Source organism: Streptomyces sp. AA4, assembly GCF_000158875.1.
Classification (GTDB): domain Bacteria; phylum Actinomycetota; class Actinomycetes; order Mycobacteriales; family Pseudonocardiaceae; genus Amycolatopsis.
In genome coordinates this window covers 4,786,388-4,809,294 of sequence record NZ_GG657746.1, presented here as the reverse complement: position 1 = coordinate 4,809,294, position 22,907 = coordinate 4,786,388, and the positions used below count along the sequence as shown (strand labels likewise).

Annotated in this window: 17 protein-coding genes and 1 pseudogene; 15 read left to right on the top strand and 3 right to left on the bottom strand. The window is 71.0% G+C overall.

What is annotated here, in order from left to right; all coding sequences use genetic code 11:
- Positions 1 to 113: 113 nt before the first annotated feature.
- From SSMG_RS22065 to SSMG_RS22040, 6 genes and pseudogenes are all read left to right on the top strand, one after another.
- The gene (locus SSMG_RS22065; protein ID WP_009079558.1) at positions 114 to 1,163 is read left to right on the top strand and encodes a ParA family protein; all 1,050 of its coding nucleotides are present in this window, start codon (positions 114 to 116) and stop codon (positions 1,161 to 1,163) included.
- Positions 1,164 to 1,339: 176 nt separating this feature from the next.
- A pseudogene (locus SSMG_RS47710) lies at positions 1,340 to 1,576 on the top strand (hypothetical protein); the annotation flags it as partial.
- On the top strand, positions 1,576 to 2,580 hold the full coding sequence (locus SSMG_RS22055) for a ScpA family protein (protein ID WP_009079556.1): 1,005 nt from the start codon (positions 1,576 to 1,578) through the stop codon (positions 2,578 to 2,580). The pseudogene SSMG_RS47710 and the gene SSMG_RS22055, both read left to right, overlap by 1 nt.
- The gene (scpB, locus tag SSMG_RS47090) at positions 2,577 to 3,464 is read left to right on the top strand and encodes an SMC-Scp complex subunit ScpB (protein ID WP_037714476.1); all 888 of its coding nucleotides are present in this window, start codon (positions 2,577 to 2,579) and stop codon (positions 3,462 to 3,464) included. Before SSMG_RS22055 ends, scpB begins: the two co-directional genes overlap by 4 nt.
- A complete protein-coding gene (locus tag SSMG_RS22045; protein ID WP_009079554.1) occupies positions 3,454 to 4,206 on the top strand; it encodes a pseudouridine synthase in 753 nt (250 codons plus the stop codon). The genes scpB and SSMG_RS22045 overlap by 11 nt, the downstream gene beginning before the upstream one ends.
- Positions 4,207 to 4,294: 88 nt before the next feature.
- A complete protein-coding gene (locus tag SSMG_RS22040; protein ID WP_009079553.1) occupies positions 4,295 to 6,196 on the top strand; it encodes a Xaa-Pro dipeptidyl-peptidase in 1,902 nt (633 codons plus the stop codon).
- Between the two features lie 78 nt (positions 6,197 to 6,274).
- Here the strand turns inward: SSMG_RS22040 and SSMG_RS22035 are convergent, their stop codons facing one another.
- From SSMG_RS22035 to SSMG_RS22025, 3 genes are read right to left on the bottom strand one after another with little or no spacing between them, the layout of a single operon-like run.
- Positions 6,275 to 7,465 carry a cation:proton antiporter gene (locus SSMG_RS22035; RefSeq protein WP_009079552.1) on the bottom strand — a complete coding sequence of 397 codons (1,191 nt, stop codon included), beginning with the start codon at positions 7,463 to 7,465 and terminating at the stop codon, positions 6,275 to 6,277.
- Positions 7,465 to 7,947, bottom strand: a complete 483-nt coding sequence (locus SSMG_RS22030) for a cation:proton antiporter regulatory subunit (RefSeq protein ID WP_009079551.1) — start codon at positions 7,945 to 7,947, stop codon at positions 7,465 to 7,467. Before SSMG_RS22030 ends, SSMG_RS22035 begins: the two co-directional genes overlap by 1 nt.
- A 36-nt stretch (positions 7,948 to 7,983) precedes the next feature.
- Positions 7,984 to 8,352, bottom strand: a complete 369-nt coding sequence (locus tag SSMG_RS22025) for a DUF4267 domain-containing protein (protein WP_009079550.1) — start codon at positions 8,350 to 8,352, stop codon at positions 7,984 to 7,986.
- 176 nt (positions 8,353 to 8,528) lie between these two features.
- Here SSMG_RS22025 and cmk point away from each other — a divergent pair, with 176 nt between their 5' ends.
- The 9 genes from cmk to SSMG_RS21980 all read left to right on the top strand — a co-directional run bounded on the left by cmk (position 8,529) and on the right by SSMG_RS21980 (position 22,906).
- Positions 8,529 to 9,275, top strand: coding sequence for a (d)CMP kinase (gene cmk, locus SSMG_RS22020; RefSeq protein WP_009079549.1), 747 nt, complete (start codon positions 8,529 to 8,531; stop codon positions 9,273 to 9,275).
- Positions 9,272 to 9,928, top strand: a complete 657-nt coding sequence (locus SSMG_RS22015; RefSeq protein WP_009079548.1) for a 1-acyl-sn-glycerol-3-phosphate acyltransferase — start codon at positions 9,272 to 9,274, stop codon at positions 9,926 to 9,928. The genes cmk and SSMG_RS22015 overlap by 4 nt, the downstream gene beginning before the upstream one ends.
- A gap of 16 nt (positions 9,929 to 9,944) precedes the next feature.
- A complete protein-coding gene (gene der / locus SSMG_RS22010; protein ID WP_009079547.1) occupies positions 9,945 to 11,426 on the top strand; it encodes a ribosome biogenesis GTPase Der in 1,482 nt (493 codons plus the stop codon).
- A 309-nt stretch (positions 11,427 to 11,735) separates the two neighbouring features.
- Complete coding sequence (locus SSMG_RS22005; RefSeq protein WP_286157061.1) at positions 11,736 to 15,587, top strand: Pls/PosA family non-ribosomal peptide synthetase; 3,852 nt, start codon at positions 11,736 to 11,738, stop codon at positions 15,585 to 15,587.
- Positions 15,588 to 15,666: 79 nt separating this feature from the next.
- Entirely contained in the window at positions 15,667 to 17,028 is a 1,362-nt protein-coding gene (locus SSMG_RS22000) for a M1 family metallopeptidase (RefSeq protein ID WP_009079544.1), read from the top strand.
- A gap of 112 nt (positions 17,029 to 17,140) precedes the next feature.
- Positions 17,141 to 17,563, top strand: coding sequence for a VOC family protein (locus SSMG_RS21995; RefSeq protein ID WP_009079542.1), 423 nt, complete (start codon positions 17,141 to 17,143; stop codon positions 17,561 to 17,563).
- The gene (locus SSMG_RS21990) at positions 17,560 to 18,141 is read left to right on the top strand and encodes a dihydrofolate reductase family protein (protein WP_009079540.1); all 582 of its coding nucleotides are present in this window, start codon (positions 17,560 to 17,562) and stop codon (positions 18,139 to 18,141) included. Before SSMG_RS21995 ends, SSMG_RS21990 begins: the two co-directional genes overlap by 4 nt.
- A gap of 194 nt (positions 18,142 to 18,335) precedes the next feature.
- Entirely contained in the window at positions 18,336 to 20,597 is a 2,262-nt protein-coding gene (locus tag SSMG_RS21985) for a glycoside hydrolase family 95-like protein (RefSeq protein ID WP_286156969.1), read from the top strand.
- Between the two features lie 20 nt (positions 20,598 to 20,617).
- The gene (locus SSMG_RS21980; RefSeq protein WP_009079536.1) at positions 20,618 to 22,906 is read left to right on the top strand and encodes a hypothetical protein; all 2,289 of its coding nucleotides are present in this window, start codon (positions 20,618 to 20,620) and stop codon (positions 22,904 to 22,906) included.
- Position 22,907 lies beyond the last annotated feature (1 nt).

The following is a 22,907-nucleotide window of genomic DNA, read 5'->3' as shown; positions in this document are numbered from 1 at the left end:
GCCTTCCCACGCTGCGGTGACTCGGCCCGTGCGGCCCGGCGCGGCGCTTTGCCGGTGCTCCGGAAATCCGCATAGGCTGCGCCAGACCCCGCCGAACAAGGAGCTTTCGCGCCATGTCGACACCGACCCCGAACCAGCCGGAGGACCCGGCAGCGTCGCCCGGGCCCGCCGCGCCAGCAGGGCCGTCCGGGTCCGCCGGGTCTTCCGGTTCGGCCGCGGCGAACCTCGAGCACGCGCGGATCGCCACGCCGGCCGACCACGAGGGCGACGAGCCGGAACGGCCGATGACCCGCGGCGAACGCGCCCGGATGCGGGCGAAGGAGCGCGCGGAGAGCGGGATCGGGCCGACCGGCCGCCCGCTGCGCGAGATCCCCGAGCCGCCGCCGCTGGAGCGGCACGGCCCGGCGAAGGTGCTCGCCATGTGCAACCAGAAGGGCGGGGTCGGCAAGACCACGTCCACGATCAACCTGGGCGCCGCGCTCGCCGAATGCGGCCGCCGCGTGCTGCTGGTCGACTTCGACCCGCAGGGCGCGCTGTCGGTCGGCCTCGGCATCCAGCCGCACGAACTGGACCAGACGGTCTACAACGTCATCATGGAGCGCTCGGTCAAGATCGAGGACGTGCTCCGCAAAACCCGCGTCGACGGCGTTGACCTGCTGCCGAGCAACATCGACCTGTCCGCGGCGGAGGTCCAGCTCGTCGCAGAGGTAGGGCGCGAGCACACGTTGTTACGGGTCCTTCGTCCGGTGATGAACGACTACGACTATGTTCTTGTCGACTGCCAGCCCTCGCTCGGCCTGTTGACGGTGAACGCATTGACCGCCGCGGACGGTGTGATCATCCCCCTGGAGTGCGAGTTCTTCAGTCTGCGAGGCGTCGCGCTCCTGATCGACACGATCGAGAAGGTGCAGGAACGCCTCAACCCCAAACTGGACATCACGGGGATTCTCGCCACGATGTACGACCCGAGAACCCTGCACTCGAAGGAGGTCATGGCTCGCGTGGTCGAGGCATTCGGCGAGACCGTGTTCGACACGGTGATCAACCGCACCGTCCGGTTCCCCGAGACGACGGTCGCGGGCGAACCCATCACGACCTGGGCCCCCAAGTCCGCCGGCGCCGCGGCCTACCGCGCGCTGGCCCGCGAGGTGATCGCTCGGTGAGCAGGCGCGCTTCCCTGCCCGGAGCGTCGGAGCTTTTCCGCCTCACCTCCAGTCCGGCGACCCCCGCCCTCGAACGCCCCGCCGTGCCCGCCCCGGCGGAACCGGTGCAGCGCGCCGCGAAGCCCGCGGGCGGCGCGGAGGCCGAGCAGCTGGCCCGCAACGCGGCGCGCAGCGGGTCCGGGCGCACCAAGCACGACGCGAAGATCACCGTGTACGTCTCCGGCGAGGAACTGCTCGCGATGGAGCAGGCCCGGCTGAACCTGCGCGCCAAGCACGACCTGGTGGTCGACCGCGGCAGGCTGGTCCGCGAGGCGGTCGCCGTGCTGCTGGCCGACTTCGACCAGCGCGGCGAGGAGTCGGTGCTGGTGCAGCGATTGCGGGCGAGCGGCGAGGACGGCGGAACCGAGGGCTGATGGACGAACCGGCATCGGCCGAGCTGCCGGAGCCGGAAGCGGCGGTCTCGGAAAACGTCTCGGAGAACACCGAAAGCACCGCTGGCTCGGAGAGCGCTGAGGGTGCGGACAGCCCCGCGGTCCCGGAGACCCCGGAGGCTCCGGCCCAGCACGAGACGGTGCACGGCGGCACCATCCCCGAGGGGTACGCCGCCGAGGAGGGCTCCTCGAAGTTCAAGGTGCGGCTGCAGAACTTCGAGGGCCCGTTCGACCTGCTGCTGCAGCTGATCTCGCAGCACCAGCTGGACGTCACCGAGGTCGCCCTGCACACGGTCACCGACGACTTCATCGCCTACACGCGCGCGCTCGGCCCGGACTGGAACCTCGACGAGACCACCGAGTTCCTGGTGATCGCGGCGACCCTGCTCGACCTGAAGGCCGCCCGGCTGCTGCCCGCGGCCGAGGTCGAGAACGAGGACGACCTGGCCCTGCTGGAAGCCCGCGACGTGCTGTTCGCGCGGATGCTGCAGTACCGCGCGTACAAGCAGGTGGCCGCGCTGTTCGGCGAGCTGGAGGAGAACGCGCTGCGCCGGTACCCCCGGTCGGTGGCGCTGGAGGAGCGCTACCTCGGGCTGCTGCCGGAGGTGATGCTGGGCGTCACGCCGGAGCGGTTCGCGGAGATCGCGGTCGCGGTGTTCCGGCCGAAACCGCCGCCGCAGGTGTCGATCGCGCACATCCACATGGGACGCGTGTCCGTGCGCGAGCACGCCGCGCTGCTGCGGGTGAAGCTCGCCGAGGCCGGGCAGGCGACGTTCAAGGAACTGACCTCGGACTGCGAGCACACGGTCGAGGTCGTGGCCCGGTTCCTCGCGCTGCTGGAGCTGTACCGCGAATCGTCGGTGCAGTTCGACCAGCTGGAGGCACTGGCGGAACTGCACGTCCGCTGGACCGGCGGCAGCGTGGCCGAGGCGTCCGCCGCCGCCGAGCAGGACCGCGCGGCGGCCGAGGAGGAGGAATACGGGTGAGCACCGAAGACGACCGCGCACCGGAGCGGGAGGAGACCCCGCGGGCTCCGGACGCGCCGGAGGCTCCGGCGGACGAGGCTCAGGTCGAGGCCGAAGAGGAGGCCGCGGCCGAGCCGGTCGAGGCGGCCGGGAGCGAGCCGGAAACCGTGCCGCAGCCGGAAAACGAGGCCGAGGCGGAAGCCGCCGACGCCGACGAGCCGGAGTCCGAAGCCGCGGAGCCTGCCGCGGCCGAGCCGGAAGCCGAAGCCGGGCCGGAGGGCGAAGCCGCTCCCGAAGCGGAGCCGGAAGCCGAGCCGTCCGACGACGAAGGCCTGGTCGCCGTGGACAGCGGCCTGCCCAGCGTCGAGGACGACGAGGCGCTGGAGGCCGCGCTCGAAGCGCTGCTGCTCGTCGTGGATTCGCCGATCGGGGAGGATTCCCTCGCCGAAACGCTGGACCAGCCGGTCGCCCGGGTGACCGTCGCGCTGCGCACGATGGCGCAGAAGTTCGCCGAGCGGGCCAGCGGGATCGACCTGCGGCGCGTCGGCGAAGGGTGGCGGTTCTACACTAGGGACACCTACGCCCCGTTCGTGGAGAAGCTCCTGCTGGACGGCCAGCGGTCGAAGCTGACCAGGGCCGCGCTGGAGAGCCTCGCCGTGATCGCGTACCGGCAGCCGGTCACCCGGGCCCGGGTCGCGGCGGTGCGCGGGGTGAACGTGGACGGCGTGATCCGGACCCTGCTGGCGCGGGGGCTCATCGAGGAGATGGGCACCGACCCGGAGACCACGGGCACGCTGTACGTGACGACCGAGCTGTTCCTGGAGCGACTGGGGCTGTCGTCGCTGAACGACCTGCCCCCGATCGCTCCGCTGCTACCCGAAGTGGACACCATCGATGACATCTGAGCAGCACCCCGACGGCATCCGCCTGCAGAAGGTCCTGTCGCAGGCCGGCGTGGCGTCGCGCCGCGCGGCCGAGGACCTGATCGCGGCCGGCCGCGTGGAGGTGGACGGCGAGGTCGTCACCGAGCTGGGCCGCCGCGTGCATCCGGACGAGGCGGTGATCCACGTCGACGGCACGCGGGTCAACCTCCGCGACGACCTCGTGTACCTCGCGTTCAACAAGCCCAAGGGCGTGCACTCCACGATGTCCGACGACCGGGGCCGCCCGTGCGTCGGCGACTACCTGCGCGGCCGGTGGGAGGAGACCCCGGGCGTCGTGCACGTCGGGCGGCTCGACGAGAACACCGAGGGCCTGCTGCTGCTGACCAACGACGGAGACCTGGGGCACCGGCTGATGCACCCGTCGTACCGGGTGCTCAAGACCTACTTCGCGGAGGTCGAGGGCCTGGTGCCGCGCGGGCTCGGCAAGGAGCTGCGCGCGGGCTGGGAGCTGCCGGACGGGATCGTGAAGGTCGACCAGTTCCGGGTCAAGGACATGCATTCCGGCCGGAGCATGATCGAGCTGGTGATCCACGAGGGACGCAAGCACATCGTGCGCAGGCTGATGGCGGCCACCGGGCATCCGGTGCGCAAGCTGGTGCGCACCGCGGTCGGCGACGTGCAGCTGGGCAACCAGCGCCAGGGCACGATCCGCAGGCTGAACCGCGGCGAGGTGGGCGCGCTGTACCGCACCGTGGGACTCTGACCGGTTCCCCACTTTCGGCCCTGCTGCGGGTCCCGCCGTCCCGGCCAGAGTTGTCGGCACCCGACGACGACTCTGGAGGGCGACGGGAATGCGTGTGCTGACAGGGCTGTGCGCCGCCGCGGTGCTGGCCGCGGGAGTGGTGGTGCCGGCGGCCGCGACGGCCGCCCCGGCGAGAACCGCGACGGAGCCGCAGTACGACTACGCCGGGGCGATCCGCGAAACGGTGTGGGTCGACCTCGGCCGGGACGGCGACGGGGACGGCGTGCCGGACCGGGTCGCCGCGGACATCGTGCGGCCGAAGGAACCGGCCGAGGCGGGCAAGAAGATCCCGGTGATCATGGACGCCAGCCCGTACTACTCCTCGGTGGGGCGCGGCAACGAAACCCAGTTCAAGACATACGACGCGCAGGGCCGCCCGGTCGGCTTCCCGCTGTTCTACGACAACTACTTCGTGCCGCGCGGGTACGCGGTGGTGCTCGTGGACCTGGCGGGCACCAGCCGGTCGACCGGCTGCGTGGACGTCGGCGGCAATTCGGACGTCCAGTCCGCCAAGAAGGTCGTCGACTGGCTGAACGGCCGCGCGACCGGCTACACCGCGAAGACCGGCGGCACGAAAATGTCCGCGGGCTGGAGCGACGGCGGCGTCGGGATGATCGGCAAGTCCTACGACGGCACCATCGCCAACGGCGTCGCCTCGACCGGCGTCGAGGGGCTCAAGACCATCGTCCCGATCTCCGCGATCAGCTCCTGGTACGACTACTACCGCTCGGACGGCGTGTCGTTCGGCTTCAACCCGGACGGGCTCGCGCAGACCGTCGAGCGGCGCAACGGCGGCCAGGATTGCTCGGCGCAGAACCGGAAACTCGCCGCAGGCGCGACCGAGAACGGCGACTACGGTCCGCTGTGGGCGGAACGCGACTACGTGGCGAACGCGAAGAACGTGCGCGCCAGCGTGTTCATCTCGCACGGCGTGAACGACCTCAACGTCATGCCGATCAACTACGGCCAATGGTGGGACGCGCTCGCCGCGAAGGGCGTGCAGCGCAAGATCTGGCTCGCGCAGACCGGCCACGTCGACCCGTTCGACTACCGCCGCACCGAATGGGTCGACACCCTGCACCGGTGGTTCGACCACTACCTGATGGGCATCGACAACGGCGTCGACAAGGAACCGATGGCGACCGTCGAACGCCAGCCGGACCAGTGGGTCAACGAAGCGACCTACCCGGCTCCGGGCACGAAGGAGACCGTGTTGCGGCCGCAGCCGGGCCGCACGCCTGGGGTCGGCACGCTCGGCACCGCGGGCGGCCGGGGCAGCGCGTCGTTCACCGACAACCCGAAGATCGGGGAGAACGAGTGGGCGGCGGATCCGTCGGCCGCGTCGGCGAACCGGGTCCTCTACAGCACCGCCGCGCTCACTGCGCCGGTGCAGGTTTCGGGCACCTCGTCGATCACCGTGACGGCCACGCCGAGCACTTCGACCGCGCACCTGTCGGCGATGCTGGTGGACTACGGGCCGGCGAAGATCCGGAATTTCTCGGGCCCCGGCGAGGGAATCGTGACCGGCACGGACCGCACGTGCTGGGGTTCGAGCACCGACGGCGACAGCGCTTGCTACAAGGTGACCAGCGCGGACACGACGAACGTGGACTACACGATCATCAGCCGAGGCTGGGCGGACCTGGCGAATTACCAGTCGCTGAGCCGGGAAGCGCGGCTCACGCCGGGCAAGGCGTACACGATGACGTTCCGTCTCGCGAGCACCGACCACATCGTCCCGGCCGGGCACCGGCTGGCGCTGGTGATCGGCGGGACGGACGCTAATTTCATCACCGCGCCCGCGAATCCGCCGAAGCTGACCATCGACCTGGCCAAGACCTCGGCCCGGATCCCGCTGGTCGGCGCGGTTCCGGCGCGTCCGCGGACGGAATCCGCCCCGGCGGGTCCGCTCGCGCACGTGCCCGCTGCCGCGCGCTTCGACCTGCGCTGACAAAGTCCGTGAAGGACTCATTGAGGGAATCTGATTCCCTCAATGAGTCCTTCACGGACCATTCGCCCAACCAGGACGTCAGTTGGCGGTGACGGTTTCCTTCGCGGCCGCCTTGCGCTGCAAGGCTTTCGCGACCGGCTCGACCACTCGCGCCGCGGTCGGGCCGAGAATCGCCATCAGCAACACGTACGCCGTAGCCAACGCCGCCAGCTCCCCGTCGACCGCCCCAGCCGCAACTGCCAGCCCCGCGATCACGATCGAAAACTCGCCCCGCGCAACCAAAGCCGCCCCGGCTCGAGCCCGGCCGAGCCGCCCGATTTTCTGCCGACGCGCGGCCCACCAGCCGGTGGCCACCTTCGTCAGCGTCGTCACGACCGCGAGCACCGCGGCCCAGCCCAGCACCGGCGGGATCGACGCCGGGTTGGTGTTCAGCCCGAACACCACGAAGAACATCGCGGCGAACAAGTCCCGCAAGGGTTCCAGCAGCCGGGTCGCGTTGTGCGCGGTCGAGCCGGACACCGCGATGCCGAGCAGGAACGCCCCGACCGCCGCCGAAACCTGCAGCGCCGACGCGATCCCGGCCACCAGCAGCGCCGCGCCGAGGATCTTGAGCAGGAACACTTCCCGGTCGTCGCTGTCCACCAGTGCCGAGACGTACCGGCCGAACTTCAGCGCGATCACCAGCACCACGGTGATCACCAGCAGCGAAATGCCGACCGCTTCCAGCCCGCCGAGCAGGCTCACCCCGCCCAGGATCGCGGTGAGGATCGGCAGGTACAGCGCCATCACGAGGTCCTCGAACACGAGGATCGACAGCACCACCGGCGTTTCGCGGTTGCCGAGCCGGCCGAGGTCGCCGAGGACCTTCGCGATGATGCCGGACGACGAGATGTACGTGACGCCCGCCATGACGATCGCGCCGATCGGGCCCCAGCCCAGGATCAGCGCGACCGCGGCGCCGGGCGCGGCGTTGAGCACGATGTCCACCAGCCCGGCGGTCCACGACCGCCGCATGCCGGTGAACAGCTCGGCCGCGGAGTACTCCAGGCCGAGCAGGAGAAGCAGCAGCACCACGCCGATTTCGCTGGCGAGGTGGGAGAAATCGCCGATGTCGGCGAGCGGGATCAGGCCGCCGGAGCCGAAGCACAGGCCGCCGAGCAGGTACAGGGGGATGGGGGAGAGGCCGATCCGGCCGGCGAGCCTGCCCAGCGCGCCGAGCACGAAGAAGACCGCGCCGAGTTCGATCAGCGAAAGTGCGGTGTGGTCCATCAGCCGTGCTTGAGGATCTTGGCGGCGGCCTCCAGGCCCTCGGACGTGCCGACGACGACGAGCAGGTCGCCCGCGGTGAAGAGGAAGTCCGGCGTCGGCGACGGGTGCACCTGCCCGGCCCGCATCACCGCGACGATCGAGACGCTGGTGCGCGTGCGCATCGCGGTGTCGCCGAGCGAACGGCCGTCGAACGGGCTGTCCGCGGTGATCGGCAGCTGCTTCGTGTTGATCCCCGGCAGCTCGCGGTGCTCCTCGTTCAGCTGCGCCACCAGCTGCGGCGCGCCGAGCAGGTTCGAGAGCGCGCCCGCCTCGTCCGCGGTCAGCGGCAGCGACGCGAGGCAGGCGTCCGGGTCGTCCGATTTGGAGACGATCAGCTCGATCTTGCCGTCCCGCTGGGTGACGACGCCGATGCGGCGTCCCGCGCGGGTGGCGAAGTCCTTGCGGACACCGATTCCGGGAAGAGGGGTGACTTCGACGTTCACGTCCGCCACGGTAACTCATTGTCCGATTCGCGGAGTTCAGCCCAGCAGGAGCAGCACCGAGGTGACGGCCATGAGCGCGGCGGTCGCGCCGTGCACGCCGTAGGCCATTCCCTTCCTGCCCTTGTGCCGCAGGACGATCAGCATGTCGCAGACCGGCATGACGGTCGCGGCCAGCAGCAGCCAGCCGACGAGGTGCGCGCTGCCCGCGAGCATCGCGACGCCGAGGATCAGCCCGGTGCCGAGGTCGCGGTCTCCCTTGATCTCGAAGAACGCCGTCGAGCCGGTGGGGATTTCCCGCAGGCCGAACGTCGCGGCGGTCTTCGCCGGGGCGAACAGATAGGTGAAGCCGACGTAGATGATCCCGAGCACGGGGACGGCGGCGAGGACGTAAGCGGCGATCAGCATGGGGGACCCTCCGAGGAAGTTAGCGGCGCTAGAAACAAGTGCAACGCTAACTTAGCGCCGCTAGGTTGTCTAGCGTCGAATGGGAGTCCGCCGTGGACACCGCCTGAGGTGCCGGGACCGGCTACCGGCAGAATGAACCGGACCGGGAGTGCGGGACGAACGTGAGGAGAACATCGGTGACGGGAGCCCTACGTGGGGTGGTCGCGCTGGACGGCCCGTCGGGAACCGGCAAGACCACGGTGGCGCGCAAGCTCGCCGGCCGGCTGAGCGCCCGCTACCTGGACACCGGGGCGATGTACCGCGTCGTCACGCTGGCGGTGCTGCGCGCCGGGATCGACCTCGCCGACGAACACGCGGTCGGCGCGCTCGCGCACGACGTCGACTTCTCGCTCGGCACCGACCCGGAGCGGCCGGACGTCCGGCTGGCCGGCGAGGACGTGGCCGCCGAGATCCGCGGCCCCGAGGTGACCGGCGCGGTGTCGCCGGTGTCGGCCGTGCCGCAGGTGCGCGAGGTGCTCGTCGCCCGCCAGCGCCGGATGATCGCCGACGCGGTCGAGGGCGACGGCGGGATCGTCGTGGAGGGCCGCGACATCGGCACCACCGTCGCGCCGGACGCGCCGCTCAAGGTTTATCTGACCGCCTCGGCCGAGGTCCGCGCCGCGCGGCGGAACACCCAGGACTCCGCGGCGGGACGCGCTTCGAGCGTCGAATCCGCCCGCGAATCGGTCGAGCGCCGCGACCGGATCGACTCCACCCGCGCCGCCTCTCCGCTGCGCGCGGCCGGGGACGCGGTCCAGGTGGACACCTCCGAGCTGACGATCGACCAGGTCATCGTCGCGCTGGCCGAACTCGCCCGCGGCCGGGGGCTGCTCGGCGACTGCCCGGCCGAACCGGCCGCGGCCGAGGCCGGGGTCAGCCGGTGAGCGGCGCCCTTCCCGAGGGTGCGCACGGGCTCCTGCTCGACATCGGGCGGACGGCGGGCCGGTATTATCTGCGTCCGGCGTTCCGGATCCGGGTGCACGGCCGCGACCGGGTGCCCTCGGACGGGCCGCTCGTCGTGATCGCGAACCACAGCTCGAACGTCGATCCGCAGCTGGTGATCGGAATGCTTCCGAGGCGCAGCGCGTTCTTGGCGAAGGCCGAACTGTTCAAGGGGATCGGCGGCTGGTTCCTGCGGGCGATCGGCCAGATCCCGGTCCGCCGGGGCGAGATCGACCGGACGCCGCTGACCACGGCGGTCGGCGTGCTCAAAGCGGGCGGGGCGGTCGGGATCTTCCCGGAAGGCACTCGCGGCGAGGGCGACGTCGGGGCCGCCGAACGCGGCGCGGCGTGGCTCGTGCGCGCTTCCGGGGCCACGGTGCTGCCGGTGGCGATCCGCGGGACGCGCAAGCCCGCCGACGGCAGACGCCGGTGGCGCCCGCGCGTGGACCTCCTCTTCGGGGAGCCGTTCGCGCTGAAGGTCGGTCCGGGCCGCAAGGGCCTGGACCAGGGCACTGAAGAGCTGCGCACGCAGCTGTCGGCGCTTGTACAGGCTTTGGACGACTGGCGGGGCGAACACGGGTTCGCCACGCCGTAGGTGAAGTTGGGAAACGATGACAGGGTTTGACGCCGCCGACAGCTCGGTGGACGGTCTCGGCGAGGTCGACGGAAGCTGGTCGGACGAGTCCGAGTTCGCCGCGCTCGACGCGCAGATCGAGGCCGAGGAGGCCGAGGGCCGCGCCGCCGCCGCGCAGCCGGTGCTCGCCGTGGTCGGCAGGCCGAACGTGGGCAAGTCCACGCTGGTCAACCGCATCCTCGGCCGCCGGGAAGCGGTCGTGCAGGACGTGCCGGGCGTGACGCGCGACCGCGTCGCCTACGACGCGTTCTGGGCCGGGCGGCGGTTCACGCTCGTCGACACCGGCGGCTGGGAGCCCGACGCCACCGGCCTGCAGGCCTCGGTCGCGCAGCAGGCCGAGATGGCCATGCAGACCGCGGACGCGGTGCTGCTGGTGGTCGACGCGACGGTCGGGGCCACCGCCACCGACGAGGCCGTCGCGCGCGTGCTGCGCCGGTCGAAGAAGCCGGTCCTGCTGGCCGCGAACAAGGTGGACGACGACCGGCTGCTGGCCGACACCGCGTCGCTGTGGTCGCTGGGCCTCGGCGAACCGCATCCGGTCAGCGCGCTGCACGGCCGCAGCTCGGGCGACCTGCTCGACTCCATCATGGCCGCGCTGCCCGAGGCGCCGCGCGAAGCCGGCACGGCGACCGCCGGGCCGCGCCGCGTCGCGCTGGTCGGCAAGCCGAACGTCGGCAAGTCCAGCCTGCTCAACCGGCTTTCCGGCGAGCAGCGCTCGGTCGTCGACTCGGTCGCGGGCACCACGGTCGACCCGGTCGACTCGCTGGTCGAGCTGGACGGCGAGATCTGGCGGTTCGTGGACACCGCGGGCCTGCGCAAGCGCGTCAACTTCGCCGACGGCGCGGAGTACTACGCCTCGCTGCGCACGAAGACCGCGATCGACGCGGCCGAGGTCGCGCTCGTGCTGCTGGACGCCTCCGAACCGCTGACCGAACAGGACCTGCGGGTGCTGACGATGGTGGTCGAGGCGGGCCGCGCGTGCGTGCTCGTGTTCAACAAATGGGACCTGGTCGACGAGGACCGCCGGTACGCCATGGTGCGCGAGCTGGACCGCGGCCTCGTGCGGGTGCCGTGGGCGGAGAAGGTCAACGTCTCCGCGCTGACCGGGCGCGCGGTGCGCAAGCTCGCGCCCGCCCTGCGCACGGCGCTGGCGTCGTGGGACCAGCGCGTGTCGACCGGCCAGCTCAACGGCTGGCTGTCCGACCTCGTCGCGGCGACGCCGCCGCCGGTGCGCGGCGGCAAGCAGCCGAAGGTGCTGTTCGCGACGCAGGCGGGCATCCGCCCGCCGACGCTGGTGCTGTTCACCACCGGGTTCCTCGAGGCCGGGTACCGCCGGTTCATCGAGCGGAAATTCCGCGAGCAGTTCGGCTTCGCGGGCAGTCCCGTCCGGGTGAATGTGCGCGTCCGCGAAAAGAAGCAGAAGCCGAAGGCGGGCGGAAAAGCGGCCCGCAACCGCTGATTCCTTTCCCGGCAAGGGAATTCCCGGCGAGACCGATTTCCCGGGTTTCCCTTGCCGGACCTGCGCGCGGTGATGTCCGACACGCCGCCGTTACCCAGGCGCGACCTGGGCTTGATCGCCGCGTAAAGTGGACGGTCGCTACGGGCGCCTCATTCGGATGGCCAGCCCGAATGACGCTCGCGAAAGGTGAGTGATGGGCTTGCGCGCCCAGAGTTCGACCGTGCCCGCACCGTTCCGGAATACCGGGGCGCACCCGGCCGCCGAGGTGGCCTGGTGACGCTGACCGCCGATTCCGGCAGCGCCGAAGCCCTGACTGTCGCCGTCGAGGCCGCGCTCTCGCCCGCTCTGTTCGAGACCGCCGCCCCGTCCGCCGAGCGCACCCTGCTGGACATCCTCGCCGCGACCGCGGAGCGGCACCCGAACGCCGCCGCGCTCGACGACGGCACCGGCCCGCTGAGCTACCGCCGGCTGATGGAAGAGATCGACGCGTACGCCCGCGAATTGCGCGAGCACGGCGTCGGCCGGGGCGACCGCGTCGGCATCCGGATCTCCTCCGGCACCGCCGAGCTGTACGTCGCGATCCTGGCGACGCTGTCGGTCGGCGCGGCGTACGTGCCGGTCGACGCGGACGACCCCGACGAGCGAGCCGAGCTGGTGTTCGGCGAGGCGGGTGTCGCGGCGATCGCCACCGACGGCGAGATCGCCGTCGCGGGCACGCCGGGCGGCGCCACCGGGCGGCCCGGCCCGGCCGACGACGCGTGGATCATCTTCACCTCCGGCTCCACCGGCAAGCCGAAGGGCGTCGCGGTCACGCACGCCTCGGCGGCGGCCTTCGTGGACGCCGAAGCCCAGCTTTTCCTGACCGACGAGCCGATCGGCCCCGGCGACCGGGTGCTGGCCGGGCTGAGCGTCGCGTTCGACGCCTCCTGCGAAGAGATGTGGCTCGCCTGGCGGCACGGCGCCTGCCTGGTCCCCGCGCCGCGCGCCCTGGTGCGCACCGGCGTCGACCTCGGCCCGTGGCTGGTTTCGCAGGGCATCACGGTCGTGTCGACGGTGCCGACGCTGGCCGCGCTGTGGCCGGCGGACGCGCTGGAAGACGTGCGCCTGCTCATCTTCGGCGGCGAAGCGTGCCCGCCGGAGCTGGCCGAGCGCGTGGCCGTCGAAGGCCGCGAAGTCTGGAACACCTACGGCCCGACCGAAGCGACCGTCGTCGCCTGCGCCGCGCAGATGACCGGCGAGGGCCCGGTGCGGATCGGCCTGCCGCTGCTCGGCTGGCAGCTGGTCGTGGTGAACGAAGAAGGCGAACCGGTCGCCATGGGCGAGACCGGCGAGCTGGTCATCGGCGGGGCCGGGCTCGCCCGCTACCTCGACGCGGAGAAGGACGCGCAGAAGTTCGCGCCGCTGCCGTCGATGGGCTGGGAGCGCGCCTACCGCAGCGGCGACATGGTCCGCGCGGAGCCGGAAGGCCTGCTGTTCCTCGGCAGGCTCGACGAGCAGATCAAGCTCGGCGGCCGCCGGATCGAGCTGGGCGAGGTCGACGCGGCGCTGCAGGCGCTGCCCGGCGTGCGCGGCGCGGCCGCGGCGGTCCGGCGCACCAAGGCGGGCAACCAGGTCCTGGTCGGCTACGTCGTGCCGGAGGACGGCGAAAAGCTCGACACGGACGACGCCGCGACCCGGCTGCGCGCGCAGCTGCCCGCCGCGCTCGTGCCGCTGCTGGCGACGATCGACGACCTGCCGACCCGCACGTCCGGCAAGGTCGACCGCAACGCGCTGCCGTGGCCGCTGTCCACTGTGGACGCGAGCGCGGCCGGGCTTTCTCCGACCGAGGCGTGGCTCGCCGAGGGCTGGAGCGAGATCCTCGGCGTGTCGGTGAGCAGCGCGAACGCCGACTTCTTCACCAACGGCGGCGGAAGCCTCACCGCGGCGCAGCTGATCGCGCGCATCCGCACCCGCCACCCCGAGGTGTCGGTCAGCGACATCTACCAGAACCCGAAGCTCGGCGCGCTCGCCGCGAAGCTCGACGCGCTGAGCGGCGAGGAGACCGAACGCCGCGAGATCGCGCCGACGCCGCGCCGCGCCGGGCTCGTGCAGTCGCTGCTGATGGTCCCGCTGATGGGCCTCGTCGGGCTGCGCTGGACCACGCTCGCCGCCGCCTGCTCGAACGTGCTGGCGCTGCTGGGCGTTTCCTGGGCGCCGACGCTGAACTGGGCGTGGCTGGTGCTCGCCTGGCTCGTGCTGTTCACCCCGGCGGGGCGGATCGCGATCGCCGCGGGCGGCGCGCGCGTGCTGCTGGCCGGGGTGCGCCCCGGCGCCTACCCGCGCGGCGGAAGTGTCCACTTGCGACTGTGGACCGCCGAGAAGCTGGCCGAGTTCAGCGGCGCGGACAGCGTCGCGGGCGCGTCGTGGATGACGACGTACGCGAAGGCGCTCGGCGCGCGCATCGGCAAGGACGTCGACCTGCACTCGCCGCCGCCGGTCACCGGTTTCCTCAAGCTGGGCCGCGGCGCGGCGGTGGAGCCCGAGGTCGATCTGTCCGGCCACTGGGTCGACGGCGACGTCGTGCACATCGGCAAGACGCGGATCGGGGCCGAGGCCCGGGTCGGCGCGCGCAGCACGCTGTTCCCCGGCGCCCGGATCGGCAAGGGCGCGGAGATCGCGGCCGGTTCGACCGTGCGCGGCGCGGTCCCGGCGGGCCAGCGCTGGGCCGGTTCGCCCGCGGTGCGCTCGGACGTCAAGGACGCGCTGAAGTGGCCGTCGAGCCGCCCGCCGCGCTCGCGGTTCTGGGCTTCGGTGTACGGCGCGACCTCGGTGTTCCTCGGGCTGCTGCCCGGAATCGCCGCGCTGCCCGGCGTCGCGGTGGCCGGGTACGCGGTCGCCGGCACCTCGAGCTTGAGCGCCGCGCTGGGCCAGGCGCTGCTGTTCGTGCCGGTCGCCACGGTCGCCTACTTCGTGACGTACGCGCTGCTCGTGCTGGCCGGGGTCCGCGCGCTGGGCGTCGGGATGGTCGAGGGCTACCACCCGGTGCACGGCCGCGTCGCGTGGCAGGTCTGGGCGACCGAACGGCTGATGGGGATGGCCCGCGAAGGCCTGTTCCCGTTGTACGCCAGCCTGTTCACGCCGGTGTGGCTGCGGCTGCTCGGCGCGAAGGTCGGCCGGAACGTGGAGGCGTCGACTGTCCTCGCCCTGCCGAAAATGACCAAAGTGGACAGTGGCGCGTTCCTGGCCGACGACACCATGGTCGCCACCTACGAGCTGGGCCACGGCTGGCTGCACGCCGCCCCGGCGCGGATCGGCAAGCAGGCGTTCCTCGGCAACTCGGGAATGACCGCGCCGGGCCGTTCGGTGCCGAAGCGCGGGCTGGTCGGGGTGCTGTCCTCGACGCCGGCGAAGGCGAAGAAGGGCTCGTCGTACCTGGGCATGCCGCCGCTGCCGGTGCGCCGCGCGGTGGAGGAGAGCGACACCAGCCGCACGTACACGCCGCCGCTGCACCTCAAGGCGGCGCGGGCGCTGGTCGAGCTGTGCCGGATCGTGCCGGTGATGTGCGCGGTCGCGCTGACCGTCGGCGTCGCGGTCGCGCTGCTGGCGCTGGCGTCGTGGGGCGGCTTCTGGGTCGCCGCGCTGCTGGCCGGGCCGGTGCTGCTGGCCGCCGGGGTCGTCGCCGCGCTCACCGCGACCGCGGCGAAATGGCTGCTGGTCGGGAAGTTCCGCGAGATCGACCACCCGCTGTGGAGTTCGTTCGTGTGGCGCAACGAGCTGGCCGACACGTTCGTCGAGGCGCTCGCGGTGCCGTGGCTGATCGGGTCGCTCGGCGGCACGCCGCTGCTGCCCGCGTGGCTGCGCACGATGGGCGTCAAGATCGGCCGCGGCGTCTGGCTGGACACGTACTGGCTGCCCGAGTCCGACCTGGTCGCACTGGGCGACGGCGCGACGATCAACCGCGGCTGCGTCGTGCAGACGCACCTGTTCCACGACCGGATCATGACCATGTCGCGGGTGACGCTGGACGAGGGCGCGACGCTCGGCCCGCACGGGATCGTGCTGCCGGGCGCGAGCATCGGCGCGCGCACCACGGTGGGCCCCGGCTCGCTCGTGACGCGCGGCGACGCGGTGCCCGCGGACTCGCGCTGGCTCGGCAATCCGATCTCGGCCTGGCGGCGGTGAGGGTACGACCGTTGCGGACCCCGTCGCGGTACCTCATGCTGGAAAGGATCACGGCGGCGGCGGGCGAAGGCGGGTTTCGGTGCGGGTGAACGGGAAAGCGGCCGCGCCCGGCGCGGAGACCTCGGGCGACGGGTACCTCCCCGCGCACGGGAACGGCGGCTACCGGGTCCGGCACTACGACCTCGATCTCGACTACCGGATCGGCCCGAACCGGTTGTCCGCCACCGCGGTGCTCACCTGTGCGGCCACCCAGGCGCTTTCCCGGCTGACGCTCGACTTCGGCGAGTTCCGGGTGTCTCGCGTGCTGGTCGAGGGCAAACCGGCGAAGTACACGCGGCGCGGCCTGAAGCTGCAGGTCAAACCGGCGCGGTCGGTGCCCGCCGGTGCCGAGTTCCAGGTCGAGATCCGTTACGCGGGCAACCCGAAGCCGGTCGGCAGCCGGTGGGGCGACATCGGCTGGGACGAGCTGACCGACGGCGCGCTGGTGGCGAGCCAGCCGGTCGGCGCGCCGTCGTGGTTCCCGTGCAACGACCATCCGGCGGACAAGGCGAGCTACCGGCTCGCGGTGGCCACGTCGTCGCCGTATCTCGTTGCGGCGACGGGGAATCTCGTGTCGCGGTACCAGTCGGCGAGCACCACGAAGTGGGTGTTCGAACGGCCGGAGCCGACCTCGACGTATCTGATGAGCGTCCAGATCGGCCGGTACGAGGACCTCGAGTTGTCCGACGGCGCCTGGGTTCCGGAGATCGCGGTCGACCGCCCGGGCGGCGTCGTGCAGCGGGCCGCCGTCCCGCCTCGGCTGCGCCGCGCGTTCGGGCGGGACTTCGGGCGGCAGGGCCGGATGATGGACGCGCTGGAGGAGTGGTTCGGGCCGTACCCGTTCGGCGAGTACGTGGTGGTCGTGACCGACGACGAGCTCGACGACCCGATCGAGGCCCAGGGTATGGCGATCTTCGGGGCCAACCACGTGGACGGCAAACGCACCCACGAGCGGCTCGTGGTGCACGAACTGGCGCACCAGTGGTTCGGCAACAGCCTGACGGTGGCGGACTGGCAGCACATTTGGCTCAACGAAGGCTTCGCGACCTACACCGAGTGGCTGTGGTCGGAGCGCGCCGGCGGCGAATCGACGGAGGCGTTGGCCCGGACGTGGTACGCGCGGGTGCGGGCCAAGCCGGCCGACGTGACGATCGGCGATCCCGGCGTGGCGCGGATGTTCGACGAGCGGGTGTACAAGCGCGGCGGGTTGACGCTGCACGCGTTGCGCGGGGAGATCGGGGACCCGGCGTTCTTCGCGCTGGTGAAGGCGTGGGCCGTGGAGAACCGGCACGGTGCGGTGACGACGGAGCAGTTCGTGTCGCTGGCGGAGTCTTACGCGGGGCGCTCGTTGCGGGAGTTCTTCGCGGCCTGGCTGGACCGGGTGGCGTTGCCGCCGCTCTGAAATCCGGCCCGGGCAAAAATTTCGCCTCCGCTTGTCGAATCCGGTGCCGGGCGATCGACGCACCGGTGAGTGCGGCTGGCAGCGGGCCGGGGCATGCGAAGGAGGCACCGGAATGCGAACCTTGCACGTCGGATTGCGGGTGACCGATCTTCCCCGGTCACTGGAGTTCTACTCGGCGCTCGGCTACGAGGTCGTCGGCACCGTGCCCGGGACGTCGATCGGGCAGCTGACCATGCTCAAGCTGCCCGGCGACGAGTTCGTCACCGTCGAGCTGGTGCACGACGGAAACCCGGTCGAGCGCGGCACCGGCCTGAGCCATCTGGTCGTGCAGGTCGAGTCGATGGCCGCGACGCTCGAGGACCTGGCCGGTCACGGGATCGAGCCCGTCACCGCGGTGCAGGACCACGGGCACGGCATGAAGACGACGTTCCTCGCCGACCCGGACGGACGGCGGATCGAACTCGTCCAGTGGCCCGCGGGGCATCTCGACGGCATCACCGCCGCCGACTGGACCGAAAGCGGGGCGGGACGATGAGCCGGACGCCGCTGCGGCTGTACATGTCCGTGTCGGTCGACGGGTACATCGCCGGACCGGACGACCGCGCGGGCCAGGAACTCGGCCGCGGCGGCGGACGGCTGTTCGACTGGCTCGACGACCGGATGTCCGAGGGGATCAACGGGCAGGTGTACGCCGAGGCCTCGGCCACCGGCGCCGTGATCTCCGGCCGCCGCACGTTCGAACTGGCCAAGCGATGGAACGGCGACCACCACGACGGCGTCCCGATCCACGTCCTCACCCGCCACGTCGATCCGGCCGACGAGCCGCCGGGCAGCGCGCGGTTCTACACCGACGTCGACGCTTGCGCCGACGAAGCCCGGGACAAATCGGGAGGCCGTGCCGTACTGGTCCACGGCGCGGGCGCGGCACAGGCTCTGCTGGCAGCGGGCCAGCTCGACGAACTGGAACTGCACCTCGTGCCGGTGCTGCTGGGCGAGGGACGGCGATTGTTCGAGCCGACCGGGCTCGGTTCCGTGGAACTGGAGCCGGTGCGACGGCTCGAAGGCCGCGGCGTCACGCACCTGCGGTACCGCGTGGTCCATCCTGCCCAGTGATTTTCACGTATCTGAACCCGCATCCGGCGGATCCCAGTCATCGGATGTCTGTGCGGCTTTCCGAGTGAACAACTCTGGCTTTTGCCTGTCCTGTCTGGATATATTCCGCTCACTTCGCGCTAGCGAGGGTGAAACGTAATATGAATCCGGAGGGCGTCATGGTCGGGGTGTCGCGGCGGACGGTGCTTCGATCGGTGTCCATCGCTGCTGGAGCGGCGGCGTTCGGCGGGCTGTGGGCGCAGGGCGCGCCACTCGGAACAGCCGCGCCGCGCAGCAACCCGCATCGGGACGTCGTCATGGACGCGCGGATGCGTTGGCAGCGGTTGCCGAAGAACTGGCAGGAAGCGCCGTTCCTGGCCAACGGTTATCTCGGCGTGCAAGCGTACGCCGGGCAGACGCCGCAGGTGCTGAAGTTCATGCTCAGCCACACCCAGGTCCAGGACCAGCGCATCCAGTGGGAGGCGGGGATCGGGCTGTCGCGGCTGCCGATCGGCGCGATCACGCTGACCTTCGCGGGAGCGATCACCGGCGTCGACTGGACGCTGGACCTCTACAACGCCGAACTGGGCGGCACCATCACCACCACGCGCGGACAGGTCGCGTTTTCCGCCGTGGTGCACAACGATCTCGGCGTACTGCTCGTCTCGCTCGACCCGAGTGCGGGCGAATCCGGCGCGGCGTGGGGATTCGCGCCGCTCGTGTCGGCGACGACGCGGACGGTGCGCAAGCCGCCGGATTACACCGCGAACCCGGACCCTGAACAGACTGACGGGTACTGCGCGCAGCCGTTGATCGCCGGTGGCGGGTATACGACGGCGTGGCGGGAGAAACGGGTCGGCACGAAGCGGCTGTTCGCGGCGGCGGTCGCGTATTCGTTCCCGGGTTCCACGCACACCCGCGACGCGGTGTCGCTGGTCGGTCGGACGGTCACGATGAACCCGGACGTGCTGCTCGCTTGGCATCGCCGCTGGTGGAACGATTTCCACCAGCGCAGTTTCGTGTCCGTGCCGGACAAGCAGGTCCAGCGGTTCTACTGGATCCAGCTCTACAAGATCGCCTCGGCGACCCGCCGGGACGGCCCGGTGACCGCCGAATGGGGGCCGTGGTTCCCGGAGGTCGGCAACAGCTGGACGGCGGTGTGGTGGAACCTGAACGTCCAGGTCACCTATCCGATCGTGAACAGCGCCAACCATCCGGAGCTGGACGCGGTCACCGAGACCTTCCGCCGCGATCACGCGAACCTGGAGGTGTCGGTTCCGCCCGCGTACCGGGACGGCGACACCTACGCTCTTTCGCATCCGGGGGACTGGCGGCTGCGGCCCGGCGGCGTCCGGACGGTCGGCGTTCCGGGGACGCCGTCCAAAACGGATCAGACCGGAAACCTGTTGTGGGGCTTGCACAACGTCTGGCTCGCGTACCGGCATCATCTCGACCATTCGGTACTGCGCGACGTGCTGTACCCGACGCTGGCCAAAGCGCTCAACTTCTACCGGCACTTCCTTTTCACCGGGCCGGACGGGCTGCTGCACCTGCCGCTCACCCGTTCGCCGGAGTACGCCGACGCGGCCGACTGCACCTACGACCTGTCGCTGATCCGCTGGGCCGCGACGACGCTGGCCGACTCCGCGCGGATCCTGCGGCTGAACGACTCGCGCGTGCCGATGTGGCGGGAGATAGCGGCGAAACTCGTTCCGTACCACGAGGATCCGGCCGACGGCGTGCTGATCGGCGACGGCGTCCGGCTCGCCGATTCGCATCGGCACTTCTCGCATTTGCTCTGGCTGTACCCGTTGCGGGAGCGGAACTGGGAACGCACCGCCGATCGAGACCTCATGACCCGCACCTTCCGGCATTGGGCGGCGGACCAGTCGGCCTGGCACGGCTACAGCTACGCGGCCGCGTCGTCGATGAACTCGGTGATGGACCAGCCCGAGGAAGCCTTGCGGGACTTGAAGTTCTTCCTCGACCGGAACATCGTCGCGGACACCGAACTGACCGCTAACACGATGTACCGCGAGGGCTCGAACTTCGCCATCGAAAGCCCGATCACCGCCGCACAGTCCGTGGTGGACATGCTGCTGCAAGGCTCCGGAGGCGTGGTGAAGGCGTTCCCGGCAGTGTCGGCGAAGTGGCCGGACGCGTCGATCGCCGGGCTGCGCACCGAGGGCGCGTTCCTGGTGGACGCATCGCGGCGGCGTGGGGCAACGGAATTCGTGCGAGTGCGCAGCGAAGCCGGTGCGCCGCTGGTGCTCGACCACGGGATCGACGGCGACATCGACGTGCGCGATCAATGGGGTCGGCGGTTGCCGTGGCGGCCGGTCGGACCGCGGCGGATCGCGCTGGAGTTGCGGCGGGGGAGCACGGTCACTGTCACCCCGCGTGGTGCCCGGCCGGACTTCGGGCCGCGTGACGTTCCTTCGCTCGGTGCTGCTCCGGCTTGGGGTTTGCCTGACTAGAAACGAGGAGGCTGGCGGACATGGACATCTCGCGCCGGACAGTGCTCGGCGGAGCGCTCGCCGGGATCGCCGCCGGAGCAGTCGGAATCCCGCCGGCCAGTGCGGCGGAACTGGGCCGCGACGGCGTCGGCTGGGCGGATTTCCTGGCGACCGCGGACCTGCGCTGGCGGCGGATGCCGACGACCTGGTACGAGGGACCGTTCCTGGGCAACGGTTTCCTCGGCTCCGGAATCTACTCCGAACCCGGCCGCAACGCGGTCCGCTTCAACGTCCAGCACAGCCAGGTGCAGGACCACCGGCCGCGGTTCGGCTCGCTGTTCGGCCTGGCGCGGCTGCCGATCGGGTACTTCACGCTCGAACCGGTCGGCGCGATCACCGGCCTCGACTGGCGCCTCGACCTCTGGAACGCCGAACTCGCCGGCACGATCACCACCGCGGCCGGGAGCCTGGAGCTGCGCGCGCTCGTCCACACCGGACAGTCGCTGCTCGCGGTGGAGGTGCGGCCGTCGGAGGGCGAACGCGGGTTCCAGTGGGTGTTCCATCCGGCGAAGGCGATCAGCCCGCGAGCCGATCCGGTGTGGAAAAAGCCGCCGCCGGAAGGATATGCGGAGAACCCGCCGGTCCAACTGCAGCAGGCGGGTGACGCTCACCTCGCGGTACAGCCGTTGCTGGCGGGCGGCGAACACGTGACGGCTTGGCGAGAGGTCACCCGGGGCAGTGCGCGGACGTTGTACACGTCGGTCGCGTGGTCGCATCCGGAGAAGACGTCGGCGGTCCGGGCACTGCAGACCGTGCGGCGGGCGGGTGCGCTGGACGTGCTGACCTGGGACCACCGTCGTTGGTGGCACGACTACTACCAGCGCAGCTTCCTGTCCATTCCGGACACCCGGCTGCAGAGTTTCTACTGGATCCAGCTGTACAAGGTCGCGTCGGCCGCGCGCCGGGAAGCGCCGGTGATGGCGACGTCCGGGCCGTGGCTGGAGAACACGCCGTGGCCCGCGACGTGGTGGAACCTGAACGTGCAGCTGGAGTACTGGCTCATCCAGGGCTCCAACCACCTCGAGCTCGACGCGGTCAGCTACGCGCTCGGCAAGTACCGGGACCGGCTCACCAGCCAGGTCGCGCAGCCGTACCAGGCCGATTCGGCGGGCATCCCGCGCACCACCGACATGACGCTGCTCAACGGCCTCGCCGACTCCACGAGCGGCTACCCGGTCGGCATCCCGGGCAAGGACACGCCGACGCCCGAGGTCGGCAACCTCACCTGGGCGCTGCACAACGTTTGGCTGAGCTACCGGCACACGATGGACCGCCAGTTGCTGCGGGACACATTGTTCCCCTTGCTGCGCAAGGCAATCAACTACTATCTCCACTTCCTCGCGCCCGGCCCGGACGGCCGCCTGCATCTCCCGGCGACCTTCTCGCCCGAGTACGGCGTGAACGCGCCCGACACCAACTACGACCTCGCCCTGATCCGCTGGGGCTGCAATACCTTGCTGGACACCGCGCGAGAGCTGCGCATTGCTGACCCGCTGGCGGGGAAGTGGCAGCAAGTGCTCGCCACGCTCACCGATTATCCGGCCGACGAGAACGGCTACATGATAGGCGCGGGCGTCCCTTTCGCGAAGTCGCACCGGCACTACTCGCACCTACTGCAGATCTATCCGCTTTACGAGATCACCTGGGAACAGCCGGAGCACCGCGCGATCATCGAAACGTCGCTCAACCATTGGCTCGGCTTCGAGGGCGCGCTGCAGGGCTACACGTTCACCGGCGCCGCGTCGATCTCCGCGCAGATGCTCCGCGGCGAGAAGGCCGCGTATTACCTCGGCGAACTCCAAAAGCGTTATATCCAGCCGAATACGATGTACAAGGAATCGGGCCCGGTCATCGAAACGCCGTTGTCCGCGGCGAAATCCATGCAGGACATGCTGGTGCAGAGCTGGGGCGGCGTCGTCCGGCTGTTCCCGGCGGTCCCGGACGCGTGGGGTGACATCGCGCTGCGCGACTTCCGGACTGAAGGCGCGTTCCTGCTCAGCGCATCGCGGGAAGGCGGGAAAACGCGTTGGCTGAAGGTGCACAGCGAGGCCGGTGCGCCGTGTGTCCTGCGGCCGGGCATCGACGGCGAACTGACGGTGACGGACGCGCACGGCCGCCCGCGTCGCTGGCGCCGATTGGCCAACGGCGACGTGCAGGTCGACCTCGGCCGCGGTCAGGACGCGTACGTGTACCGCCGCGGCGACCGGCCGGACTTCACGGTCCGGCCGGTCGCGCCGGGCGGGGCGAGCGAGCCGTGGGGGATGCCGTGAG

Coding starts and splice junctions, on each gene's coding strand:
- SSMG_RS22065 (WP_009079558.1), top strand. CDS start 114: ATGTCGACACCGACCCCGAACCAGCCGGAGGACCCGGCAGCGTCGCCC.
- SSMG_RS22055 (WP_009079556.1), top strand. CDS start 1,576: ATGGACGAACCGGCATCGGCCGAGCTGCCGGAGCCGGAAGCGGCGGTC.
- SSMG_RS22045 (WP_009079554.1), top strand. CDS start 3,454: ATGACATCTGAGCAGCACCCCGACGGCATCCGCCTGCAGAAGGTCCTG.
- SSMG_RS22040 (WP_009079553.1), top strand. CDS start 4,295: ATGCGTGTGCTGACAGGGCTGTGCGCCGCCGCGGTGCTGGCCGCGGGA.
- SSMG_RS22035 (WP_009079552.1), bottom strand. CDS start 7,465: ATGGACCACACCGCACTTTCGCTGATCGAACTCGGCGCGGTCTTCTTC.
- SSMG_RS22025 (WP_009079550.1), bottom strand. CDS start 8,352: ATGCTGATCGCCGCTTACGTCCTCGCCGCCGTCCCCGTGCTCGGGATC.
- der (WP_009079547.1), top strand. CDS start 9,945: ATGACAGGGTTTGACGCCGCCGACAGCTCGGTGGACGGTCTCGGCGAG.
- SSMG_RS21995 (WP_009079542.1), top strand. CDS start 17,141: ATGCGAACCTTGCACGTCGGATTGCGGGTGACCGATCTTCCCCGGTCA.
- SSMG_RS21990 (WP_009079540.1), top strand. CDS start 17,560: ATGAGCCGGACGCCGCTGCGGCTGTACATGTCCGTGTCGGTCGACGGG.
- SSMG_RS21980 (WP_009079536.1), top strand. CDS start 20,618: ATGGACATCTCGCGCCGGACAGTGCTCGGCGGAGCGCTCGCCGGGATC.